Raw genomic sequence first — 11,863 nt, 5'->3', positions numbered from 1 at the left:
ATTGCTCATTCCCCATTTATCGACAGGGATCATTCAGGAGCTCAGGACAATTCGCATCAATATATTCAAGGAGCTTTCTGTGTCCGGCAGGAAAGCCGTACGCCTTGATCTCCTCAGGAAAAACCCATTTATACTGTTGAGCTGCAGTGAGTTCAGGCAGCGGTGATCTGCTTCCAAGCTTACAGCTAAAACAATGTAGAATCACTTTATAGCGGGTATAAAAGTGAGTGACAGTTGTTATCTTTTTGCATACAGTCACGGTGAATCCGGTCTCTTCACGATATTCACGCACTACAGCCTCTTCCGCAGCCTCTCCATCTTCAAGCCGTCCTCCCGGAAATTCCCACAGGCCACCCCATATATCATCACTTTTACGTTGCTGAATAAAAAGACGCCCTTCTTCTTCAACCATTCCCGTTGCCATTTCAATAACAAGCGTCTTTTTAGCTTTGTCAAGAATAGGCCTGTCTTCCACCGTACCCCTGCTATTTGCACGACAAAGTGAAGATATCGGACACTCACCACACAATGGTTGTCTCGGCCGGCAAATCATTCCGCCAAAATCCATCAGAGCCTGATTGAACACACGAGCCTGCCCTGCAGGAAGTAACTGGATCGCAATGTTCTCAATATTTTTTTTGGTCTTACTTTCTTTAACCGGAGTATCAATATCGAATATACGCGAATACACGCGAATGACATTGGCATCAACTGCAGAAATATCAGTGTTACATGCGATACTGCTGATTGCTCCTGCTGTATACGGCCCTATGCCTGGTAGTGATAATAATTCTTTAGGATTGCAAGGCATAACTCCTTCATGCTCAGCCATAAGTTGCTTTGCAGCAGCATGAAGATTTCTTGCCCGTGCATAATATCCTAATCCTTCCCACAGCTTGAGAATTTCATCTTCCTGTGCTTCTGCGACAGCAGCAATATCCGGAAACCTATTCATCCACCGGGTATAATACTCAACACCTCTATCCATCTGCGTCTGCTGCAGCATTATCTCTGATATCCAGATACAATATGGGTCATACGCCTTTCGCCACGGCAGGTCTCTACCGTTATCCTTAAACCAGCTGATCAATATCTTTTGAACTGGTTCAACCACTTCCTGTATATAACTATTCATGACACACACATCGGCAGAGCATTTTTACTAATAAAATCAGCGCGTATTACGACTGCATCCGTTCTGCCTGTAAAGCTGATCGTATCGCTGTTCCAAGGACTTCAAGAGAATAGGGTTTTCTAATGTACATTCCTGCGCCTAACTCCTGTGCTTTCATTACCCGTTCGTTCTCAGAAAAGCCACTGGCAATTACTACCTGAATGTCCGGCACAATCGCTTTAAGTGCAAGATAGGTATCAAGCCCATCCATCCCGGGAGGCATTATCATATCGAGTACGACAACGTCTACATCATTCTTCTTTATATAGGCTACCGCCTCATCACCTCCTGTAGCAGTGGCTACAGTGTAGTTGAGCCTTCTCAACATACTTGAGGCTATTTGCCGCTGTTCATATATATCGTCAACGACAAGAACATGTTCACCATCACCTTGTAATGAGGTTATATCAAAACTTCCTGATACTACCGTTTCCGCTTCACGAGTTAGTGGTAAATAAACTGCTATAACAGTACCTTCTCCAGGTGTTGATTGAATGTCTATATACCCGCCATGATCCTTTACCGTGCTATAAACCACCGCCATACCAAGACCGGTTCCACTACGACCCATTTTCTTTTTTGAAAAAAATGGTTCAAATATCTGTTCAGAGACTTCCTGAGTCATACCTACACCTGTATCCTGAACAGTCAAACAGACATAATCACCTTCATTGACAGTATCGTAACCTTTGAGAACTGTATCAACATATACTCCGCTCGCAGAAAGTGTTAGAACTCCGCCCTCCGGCATTGCTTCCATGGCATTGGCCATAAGGTTCATTACAGTCTTCATTAGATGCAATCTTGAACCTTTTACATTACCGCAGTTTTCTACAATCTGAGTCACAACTTCAACACCAGTATGTACATTACAGAGACTTCTATACTCAGCGCTATGTAAGTATTCTTCCAATAACTGATCAAAAGCCACAACTTCTGAAATAGCAACTCCCCTTCTGGCAAGTGTTAAAAGGTCCTGTACAATTGAGGCAGCCTTTTCGCCTGATTGTTTAATGGTGATAATTGATGGATAGAGTGGATCATCTTCTTTCATATCCAACAGGATCAATTCAGGATAGCTGACAACCCCTGACAATATATTGTTAAGATCATGAGCAACACCACCTGCAAGGGTCCCAATCGCCTCCATTTTTTTGGCACGAATCAGTTTTCCTTCAAGCTCCCTACGCGTTTCATCTGCCCTGACTCTATCAGCAATTTCATTTTTAAGTCGTGTGTTCATATGGACAAGTTCAGAAGTTCTCTCCTGAACACGTCTCGTTAACTCTCCCCGCATTTTTTCAAGAGATGTCACTTGATTTTCTGCGGTATCCGCCAACATATTCAGTGTATCGTATATGATCTGAAACTCACTGTAGCATCGATCAGTATAGCTGATCCGATATTTAAGATCGGACTGGATCTTTTTAGTTTCACGGACAGTTCCAGCAAACTCGCGAGACAACCTTATTCCATAGAAACCGAGCCAACAGGCAAGCCATACCAACATTACAGTACTTGCTTTCTGAAGGATCTTTAATCTTCGCTTTAGGGAGGCGTTGCTACTCTTGAGAGCAGCAATTGAACTTTCGAACATTTTTGAGGTTGCCTGCTGATTGCTGCTGAGTTTTTTTACAAGTAGCCTCTCACGCTTGTTGTTTTTCAACAGTTCCCCGAAAGATCTGGTAAATTCCCTACCGGTAATCAATAGCTTCTCTACAAGCACTCCATCCTGCGAATCAATTGTGTAATCATCAAAACGATTAACAGATGCATAGAATTTCTCAATTCTGCGTTCAAAAAGAGTGGCAATATTATCAGGAGAACTGCCCTGCTGCATTGCTGAAAAGAGTGATACAATATCGAGCAAATCATTTTGGACAATAACTGCTGAACCGATAATTTCTAATTCCGGAGCCGCCTTTTCAGGTGAGCGTTTAAAATCACTACGAACATTCTGGACGGGGACAACACTCCTCTCATCGAGCCTCTCTTTAAGGGTCTCAATATAGTATTGATGAATATTGCGGACCCCATCAATCAATTCCGGCAACGTCTCATTAACATTCATGTAGTAATTTTCATTTTCTACATGATTTGTCAGCAATTTATTGAAAACATACTCCCGCTCTTTCAGCACGAGAGGATCAAGTAATTGTGGCACCTGTTTTATCTGAATCTGGACTTCCTGACTTCTGGCAAGCAGATTTGCATAATCCTCTGCCTCGTTGAGAACAGCAGACTCGAGAAACAAGACATCCACAAACATGTTCTGAATGCGCAGCACATGTTGATGATTTTCCTCGGCAGACTGCAGTGAACTGTTTGTGTAACTGTGAAAAGAGGCCAGCACCGCCAATATGACTATGGACACGAGCGATACCCACTGAGAAACCTTCACAGATCGTATTCTATTGCTTTTCATTGACGATAGTAAAATCTATTAATTTGTTGGGTAGTCAGCTTTAATCCATCCACGCATTCCAAAAATCAGCCCGGTAATATTGGTATAACCATACTTTTTCAGGAATCTGCCGACATACCTGTCTCTATTGCCAGTTTCTGTAATAACGTAGACTGGTGAGTCGATGGGAATATTACTGCGAAACTGTTCATCAAGTAAATCATCCATTACACCTTCAATAGTTGTACAATTGGAGGCGATATTCAGTGGCACATTACCACCTGCCTGGCTTCTCTCTGTACGAAGATCCAGGAGAGTCAAAAACGGTCTTCCATCTACCGAGGTGCACCCGTTCTCTTTTGCGGCTGTAATTTTTTTTAGTAACTCTGCAGCATCAATCATTGGCAAGGTGTACTCCTGCAGATGATCAATAACCTCTACCGTATTACCTGAAGCAATCCACTCTTTAAGGCCACCATTATAAATCCGTATGTTTGAATAACCTGCTCTCTTGATGGCAACTGCCAACTTATATGCGTACACTCAACGGAACCCCATGCAATAGGTAATTATGAGTTTATCTTTATCAGTACCTAATAGAGATAAATGTGTACCAATCTCAGACAAGGGAATATTGATTGATTCAGGTATGGAGTGTTCGCGATATATAATCCTGTCGAGAGAATTGACAAGGATGAAGTCAATAGTACCTTTTTTACGGTTATCTAGTAATTCCTGCATCTCTGCTGTCGTTACAATGTCGAACCTTTCGAAACTAAAAGAAGTATCTACCAAAGCAAATACTCCAAGTATGACCAGAGTTACATTCCACCAAACAGAAGATTTCATTTCAGTCTTTGTGTAAATGTTATCCGTTATATTTAACGGTAATTTATATAGTTGCAGCCTTCTTCCACCTAGGAGAATGTCCAAAAATGCCACTAATACAAAAATATTTGTTATCAGAAGCCTGTCGTATTGAGCGTTTCCCCCTCAAATCATGACTTTGCTATGATTTCGTACACAGCAGTATCCGTAACATTAGAGTCCTCACTTACCATCGAGCATTATTTTTTTACAATAACTAATACTTGAAAGATAACAGCTCACCCAAGCGCCCCCCATGGGAGGATATCCGACGATCACCTTTCGCACAAACATGTGGAAATTTAACTCGTGATAACAAATATATATCAAACACATGCTGTACTCATTTTTGAAAATTTCGTTATTCTAACCAAAATTCCTATTCCAGGACAATCTCCTGAAAATATTATGCCATTGAAATGCTCTCTTTCCCAAGCAGTTTCATGAAACAGATTCAATTGTGAGTATTATGAGCAAATGATGTCCCGATTTACACGACTCCTGCAGAAACTCCAAACAACTCACGTCATGAAAGATCGAGTTTACAGGTTTTGGACAAATACCCTCTCGTTGTTTCATTCCATTTAAATGCTATAACTCAAATTTCTAAAATTTTGTTTTTAACCTGTGGCCTTAAATGGTAACTCACAAACCATCTGGTATTTTGGTCGTACCATTGACACCCACACAAGACCCCATCAACTTGACAGGTATCAAGCTAAAGCTATTTGTAATTAGCAAGTTGCCTATTTTTGTCTGTGATTTTCTATCTCAATAACAGAGCAAACCAATTCCCCACGTATTTATCTGGAACATTCGGATACTTAGTTGACACACACTCCCAAAAGACAATATTTAATATTTTATTACTCTCATGTAATAACTAGCTGCATCGACCATACTTTTTAATCAATTAATTGCTAAATCAGATGTAGACAAATAATACCAATTCATTTAGTATTCCTTCTGATTTGTTTTGTTATACGAGGGACATACATTACCATCTTTGGCAGAATAGGTACTATTGCAACACCCGCAACCAGTAAACTATTAATAAAAAAGGATGTTTTACTCACAATGATCTGAAAATACTTGATATTTCAGATCCCACAACGAGTCAGGCAGCGATTTTCCGCTCAAAAACACATTGCCTGCTAAAACATCATTTAAAATTTCATGTTTGCTGATTACCGACATTCCAATCAGACGTAGTGTTGTCAGTAACAATTGTCTTCTAAGGTGTATCACCTGTGGCAAAATCTGGATTCACGGAGGAGTAATGGAAAGTACAGTTAACGGGTCGGAACAGAATGGTGCTGTTTTATCCAGTTTGACAGAAGGCCTCAGCATTCGCAGTAAGCTGATGTTAGCATTCATACTGATGATCGCCCTTACCCTTACGGTTAGTGCGATTACACTGATATCCCAAACTTTTGCCAATAGGACTATTGATGACCTGGTACAGGTTCATGGTAAAATTGCCCGATTGAGTCTGCAAACGGAAAACACACTTAGAGTAATGCAGGGAATGGAAAAGGATTTTCTGTTGAAATATCAGAAGATCGGTATTCAGGAAGCAAAAGAAACTTTTTTGACACCATTCACCGAGCATGGTGGTCAGGCATACCAGACAATTTATCAGATCCAGCAGCTTGCTAATTCCAAACAGGATGACAACGCTGTTAAAGCAGCTCAAACTGCTATGAATTCCATCAACGAATATCTCAGTGCATTTATTGGAACCGTTAACATTCTCGAGCTTCGGGCTGATAAGGAATTTGGTGAGCTTGTCAAATTACAGGAAAGCCTTAAGGCTTTGGCTGCAAATGAGGAATATTACGATTCTATTGCACTCAGAAACAGCTATTACACACTTGAGTCATTTATTCAGGAATATCTTCCGAATCCCAATCGCGATTTTGCAAAAACTGTATTTTCCGCCCGTGATGATTTTACAGAAATGATCCTTCTTTCTGATCTATCCCCTGTTCTCAAGGAGCGAATTGTAGGGCAGATTGAAGAGTTCAGTAAGTGGTTCACAGAGGTTGCAAATACTGATGAGGTCATTGTTGCAAGAATTGCGGCGTACGAAGCTGCAGCACTGAAAGCTGACCCTGTTATCGCGTCATTTCTTAGCACTGCTGTAAAGAACGAGACTCTCGCCCGCCAGCAGATGGAAGACTCTACCGCCCTCATCCAAAAGGTCGTTATCGCTGTTGGTGTCCTTGCAATTTTACTCGGTATCTTTATCGCTATTAAACTTTCTCGCGGCCTTACAACTCAGGTTAATCACATTGTAGAGCTCCTCAGTGAGATCGGCATGGGTAACTTTGATGCACGAACTGAGGTGGTAAGTAACGATGAGCTTGGATCAATGGCTTCTACTCTGAACGCCATGCTGGATAACATTACGGTACTTATCCAGAGTCAGGCTGAACGTGATGCTATTCAGGAATCAATCATGAAACTCCTTGAGGAGATTAGTGCTCTTACTGATGGTGATCTTACAGCGCGTGCCGAAGTTACTGAGGATATGACAGGCGCAATTGCAGACTCGTTCAACGCAATGAGTGATCAACTTTCAGACATTATTCGTAAGGTTAAGCAAGCTACCGCATCGGTTGATGATACATCCGAAGATGTTTCCAAGCAGACCATCACTCTCGCTAATAAAAACATTGAGCAGTCCAGAAAAGTTACCAACGCTATTCAGGCAATCGAAAACATGTCTGAGTCCATCAGAAATGTCTCTGATAACGCACTGCAGTCTGCAAACGTTTCTGAGATGTCCCGTATGAATGCACGTGAAGGTGCTGAGGCTGTACGTAAGACAAATGCAGCGATGAGTGATATTCGTGAGCAGATTAATGAAACTGCTCGTTCCATTAAACGTCTTGGTGAGAGTTCAATGGAGATTGGTAACGTTATCCAGATTATTAACGATATCGCTGATCGAACATCAATTCTCGCACTCAATGCTTCTATCCAGGCCGCTATGGCCGGTGATGCTGGTCACGGTTTCGCAGTTGTTGCGGACGAGGTACAGCGACTTGCTGAAAGTTCAAGTAACTCAACAAAGCAGATTGAAGCACTTGTTAAAAACATTCAGGCAGAGATTAAAAACGTTTCCACCCGTATGGATGAAAGTATCAGTACAGTTGTGGAAGGAACACAGCTCGCTGATGATGCTCATGCCAAACTTCAGGAAATTGAAGAGGTATCAAACCAACTCGCTGACCTCATTGAAGCTATTACAACATCCGCTACTGAGCAGGTACTCGTGTCCGAGACTATTTCCTCAACAATGCATGAAATTGGTGAGGTAAGTAAGGAGTCTTCCCGTTCATCTCAGGAGACTGCAACATCGATGGATGTTTTGAGTAGAACAGCCCGCGATCTGCGTTCCGCTGTTGAGATGTTCAAAGTTTCGGATACCACTCAGGCAGCGTGAGAAAAGTAAGACATTAGCAACTTATGAAAAGTGGTCGCGCGGGAAACAGCGCGACCACTTTTCACTACAATGGAGTAGACCATGAACCATGCTTTTCGCTGTATGTTGTTTTTTCTCGCACTTTTAGTTGTTTCCAGTCAATCCTCCTTCGCCAGTAACCCTCAGTTACGCATAGGATTTAACATACCGCTGACCGGCATGTTTGAACTTGTCGGCAACCATTCCAAGAATGCTGCAGAGCTTGTCCGTAAAGAACTGGAAGCGCAGGGTGGACTTAAAGTAGGTGATACAACCTATGATGTTGAGTTTCTCTATGGAGATAATGGTTCAAATCCATCAACCGCTTCAACGCTGACAATTAATCAGGTAAGCAAAGAGCAGGTTATAGGAATCGTGGGTCCGTTAAGCAGTCTTCAGGCAATTCCTGTTGGCCAGATGGCCAACTCGTTCTCCACGCCTATGATATCCCCGTGGTCGACTTCTCCAATCACCACACGTAACAAACCATTCGTTTTTCGAAGCTGTTTTATTTTCACAATCCAGGGTCCTCTTCTAACCAAATTTACTGCAAAAGAATTTAATGCAACCAAGGCCGCAGTTCTTTACAACGAACTCAATCCCTATTCTCGCGGAATGGCAAAGGCATTTAGAGAATCCTTTGAGGCTGTAAACGGTCCTGGCTCATTAGTATCATTCGAACAATTTCGTACAGGTGATCAAGACTTTTCAAAACAGCTTGAGAAAATCCGCCAATCCGGAGCTCAATTTATCTTTACGCCTCAGCATTTCAACGAAGTACCGCTTATCGTCAAGCAGGCCAAGGCACTTAATTTAGATCTTCCTATCATTGGCAGTAACTCCTGGGCTGGCGGCGACCTCGTTGGCGAGTGTGGCAGCGACTGTGACGGACTCTACTTTTCCGGCAACTATGCTCCCGGCGGCGCGACCGGTATCAATAAGAAATTTGTTGACGCCTACAAGGCTGAATATGGCTCAAGTCCTGATGAGCCGGCAGCGCTCACCTGGGATGCAGTTCGTGCACTCCTGCAGGCGATAAAGGATACAGGTGGTCTCAGTGACAATCTCCTTGCAAATAGAGTGGCAGTAAAAAATGCCCTTGTTAACGTCAAGAATTTTGACGGTGCTTCAGGGATGATGAGTTTTAATGAAACAGGAACTCCAAGTAAATGCGCAGTGATAGTTAAAATTCAAGATGGAGTTTTAAACTTTCACGAATCCGTTTGTCCGTAAGTTACAATAGCCGAGAATACTGCTATTTATGTCATGCTCTTAAATCGGCTAAGGAGTTTTAACCCAATATATGCTGTTTCCATCGCCTCGTCATTACCAGCTCAGTACCGAGCATGGTCAGACAAAGCAACTGGGAACAGCTCAAGAGTAGTAATCTGATATGGAAAAGTCTCCATCACCGCCAATAGCAAATGCTGCCAATGTCGCCAATGTTGAAAGCCTTGTTAATTCATTGAAAAGAATTCAACAGCAAAAACTGGATGTCGATCTTCGTGTCAGCAATTCCTTTCGCCAAGGAATTATTCATGTTCGTGCAGGTGCTGTTTTCTCCGCCCATTCAGGAATACTTCAAGGTAACGGTGCGTTACTGTCTCTAGTTCTGCTTAATGAACCATTGATTGAACGTATACGCTCCTCTGAGCCGGTTCAAAAAACCATTTACATCCCCCTTTCCCAAATCGAGCGTTTTCTTTCGTCTCAACCTGCAAAAGTTCCTATTCTCTCACAAAAAGAGGAAGAGACCTTACTACAGGAAGCCCAGACACTCTTCTTCCAGTTTCAATACAAGAAAGCTGTCGAGAAACTCGTTACGATTGTTCGACATAATCGTTTTTTCTATCCAGCATGGCTCTGGAAATCTCGCATTCTGACCCAAAAAGACCATGTGGAAAAAGCGCTTGACGAAGCCTGTCGATGGGGAAATCATGATCAGGATGTATTGCGGGAAGCGAGAAAAATACGTCCGCAGTTAGATAGTGGTGAAGCTCCAGCACAACGATGCATCTTTTGCTGGTCAATCTTATCACAGCAAAACTATTGTAGCCACTGTCATGCATTCCTGAAGGTAACAGCGCAGCCGGTCTCATCCAACCTGAAAATTCCAGAAATTCAACTGGCACTTACCCACTATTATAAAGCATACACTCAGGATAAATCCATTAGCCGTGTACTTTACGCAATGGCTTTAGGGTATTTCAACTTGAAAGATCAGAAGCGTGCCTTGGGATGTATGCGTTCAGCTGTTAAGCTCTCCCCGCAGTCTGCACTCTTTAAGAAAAGCCTTTCACTCCTACTTGCTCTTGCTAAAACGCAATCCACTGTAAAAAAACCTGCTGCCATCACGTCAACCGTAGCAAAACATGAACAGCAACCAGACAATTCTACAATTCTTATCATAGAGGACAGTCAGACTTCACGCAAAGTGCTGTCGATGCTCTTTAAGCGTCTCAGTTATAATATTATTGAGGCAGCAACTGGAAAAGAAGCGCTCAATGCAGTTCAATCAAACAAGCCGGATCTCATCCTGCTTGATGTTATGTTACCCGATACCAACGGTCATGAGCTGCTTCCACGCCTGAGAAATCATAATCACATATCAGTAATTCCTGTGATTATGTTAACTGGCAGACACGATACAAGTGATCGCATGCTGGGGATTAGAGCAGGAGCAAATGAATATGTAACAAAGCCATTCAACCCTCAAAAGTTGACAGCGCTTATCCAGCAATACCTTCCTAAGAAATCTACCATATCAAATCCAATGGAGCAGGCTCAGGTGGCATCCACGCCGGCTCAGTCTCCCGAAACCAGCCAACATACCAATCCCCTGCATACTTCAGCGGTTCAACTGTCTCAAACGAAAAGTCGACCTGCTCTGCCTAAGAAAGACTCAAGAAAATCGATTTTTGTAATAGAGGACAGCAGCACATCAAGAAAAGTACTGGCTATGATTCTTGGAAGAAATGGTTTCAAAATGTATGAGGCAACATCAGGTCGTGATGCGCTTACCATCGCTCAAAAGATCAAACCTGACCTTGTACTACTCGATGTAATGCTGCCCGACATGACAGGATACAAATTTTTGCCGCGTCTTAAAATAATTGAACATTTTAAAGACATCCCCGTGATCATGTTAACTGGAAAACGTGCTTCAGACGACCGTATGCAGGGGCTGCTTGCAGGTTCTAACGAATACATAACCAAGCCTTTCAACCCACAAAAGCTGCTCTCAGTCATTGGCAACTATTTATAGTGAACATGAATAATCAATTTTTACACAACATAGTGACCCATGAACACGCTAAATGAAATAATTGGTTCGATTGATAACCAACTCAACCTTGAAGAGCAGATTCTTAAAGGGACCAGAAAAATTAATCCGATACTCGGTGAGCAAGAGGAAATGTGCAAGTATGTACTGGTGCGCACCGGATCTGAGCACCTCGCTCTGCCGATCAATGGTCTTTCAGAGATTGGCACCATGCCTGCTATAACCCCCCTGCCAAATCTGCCAAGCTGGATCCTGGGGATTATTGGTCAACGCGGTGAAATAGTCTCTGTTATAGACTTGAATCTGCTCATGACAAATAAAAAAGGTGCAGCAGGCACTCCAAAACGGCTCGCTGTAATCAGAAGCGACAGTATGAAGATCGGAATTGGTATTGATCAGGTAGTAGCCACCGTATCAAGACCTGAATCGGCCTGCATTTCTAATAGTGAGTCCGAATACTTTCGAACCGAACCGGAAGTGTTCAGTACCAGCTTCACTGTAGAAGGGACCAGATACCAGATCATAAAGCCATTAGAATTCATGAATATGGATCGCCTGATGGAATATTACCTGTCTGACTAGAAATCTGGAAAACACGTGCTATTACAAACAGACAACCACACGTTAAACCATTTTTACTTTTCCTCTTGCAAAAGGGAGATATAG

At 42.5% G+C, this 11,863-nt stretch carries 8 protein-coding genes; 4 read left to right on the top strand and 4 right to left on the bottom strand.

Going from position 1 to position 11,863, the window contains the following annotated elements; translation table 11 throughout:
• Window positions 1-16: 16 nt before the first annotated feature.
• The 4 genes from mutY to FCL46_RS08775 all read right to left on the bottom strand — a co-directional run bounded on the left by mutY (window position 17) and on the right by FCL46_RS08775 (window position 4,427).
• Complete coding sequence (mutY, locus tag FCL46_RS08790; RefSeq protein WP_136806113.1) at window positions 17-1,135, bottom strand: A/G-specific adenine glycosylase; 1,119 nt, start codon at window positions 1,133-1,135, stop codon at window positions 17-19.
• Window positions 1,136-1,181: 46 nt separating this feature from the next.
• The gene (locus FCL46_RS08785; RefSeq protein WP_167505784.1) at window positions 1,182-3,548 is read right to left on the bottom strand and encodes a hybrid sensor histidine kinase/response regulator; all 2,367 of its coding nucleotides are present in this window, start codon (window positions 3,546-3,548) and stop codon (window positions 1,182-1,184) included.
• Between the two features lie 69 nt (window positions 3,549-3,617).
• A complete protein-coding gene (locus tag FCL46_RS08780) occupies window positions 3,618-4,121 on the bottom strand; it encodes a hypothetical protein (RefSeq protein ID WP_136806111.1) in 504 nt (167 codons plus the stop codon).
• Entirely contained in the window at window positions 4,122-4,427 is a 306-nt protein-coding gene (locus FCL46_RS08775; RefSeq protein ID WP_136806110.1) for a rhodanese-like domain-containing protein, read from the bottom strand. It abuts the gene before it with no gap.
• A 1,297-nt stretch (window positions 4,428-5,724) separates the two neighbouring features.
• Between FCL46_RS08775 and FCL46_RS08770 the strand changes: the two genes are divergently transcribed.
• The 4 genes from FCL46_RS08770 to FCL46_RS08755 all read left to right on the top strand — a co-directional run bounded on the left by FCL46_RS08770 (window position 5,725) and on the right by FCL46_RS08755 (window position 11,779).
• Window positions 5,725-7,896, top strand: a complete 2,172-nt coding sequence (locus tag FCL46_RS08770; protein ID WP_136806109.1) for a methyl-accepting chemotaxis protein — start codon at window positions 5,725-5,727, stop codon at window positions 7,894-7,896.
• Between the two features lie 81 nt (window positions 7,897-7,977).
• Window positions 7,978-9,147: an ABC transporter substrate-binding protein gene (locus tag FCL46_RS08765; RefSeq protein ID WP_136806108.1), complete on the top strand. Its 1,170-nt coding sequence runs from the start codon at window positions 7,978-7,980 to the stop codon at window positions 9,145-9,147.
• Window positions 9,148-9,307: 160 nt separating this feature from the next.
• On the top strand, window positions 9,308-11,179 hold the full coding sequence (locus FCL46_RS08760) for a response regulator (protein WP_136806107.1): 1,872 nt from the start codon (window positions 9,308-9,310) through the stop codon (window positions 11,177-11,179).
• A gap of 39 nt (window positions 11,180-11,218) precedes the next feature.
• On the top strand, window positions 11,219-11,779 hold the full coding sequence (locus tag FCL46_RS08755) for a chemotaxis protein CheW (protein ID WP_136806106.1): 561 nt from the start codon (window positions 11,219-11,221) through the stop codon (window positions 11,777-11,779).
• The last annotated feature ends 84 nt before the right edge of the window (window positions 11,780-11,863 follow it).

Source organism: Desulfosediminicola flagellatus, from assembly GCF_005116655.2.
In the GTDB taxonomy this organism is placed as follows: domain Bacteria; phylum Desulfobacterota; class Desulfobulbia; order Desulfobulbales; family Desulfocapsaceae; genus Desulfopila; species Desulfopila flagellata.
Note: the sequence above shows the minus strand (reverse complement) of the source record. Positions and strands in the feature narration are given on the sequence as shown.

Coding starts and splice junctions, on each gene's coding strand:
- mutY (WP_136806113.1), bottom strand. CDS start 1,135: ATGAATAGTTATATACAGGAAGTGGTTGAACCAGTTCAAAAGATATTG.
- FCL46_RS08775 (WP_136806110.1), bottom strand. CDS start 4,427: ATGAAATCTTCTGTTTGGTGGAATGTAACTCTGGTCATACTTGGAGTA.
- FCL46_RS08770 (WP_136806109.1), top strand. CDS start 5,725: ATGGAAAGTACAGTTAACGGGTCGGAACAGAATGGTGCTGTTTTATCC.
- FCL46_RS08765 (WP_136806108.1), top strand. CDS start 7,978: ATGAACCATGCTTTTCGCTGTATGTTGTTTTTTCTCGCACTTTTAGTT.
- FCL46_RS08760 (WP_136806107.1), top strand. CDS start 9,308: ATGGAAAAGTCTCCATCACCGCCAATAGCAAATGCTGCCAATGTCGCC.
- FCL46_RS08755 (WP_136806106.1), top strand. CDS start 11,219: ATGAACACGCTAAATGAAATAATTGGTTCGATTGATAACCAACTCAAC.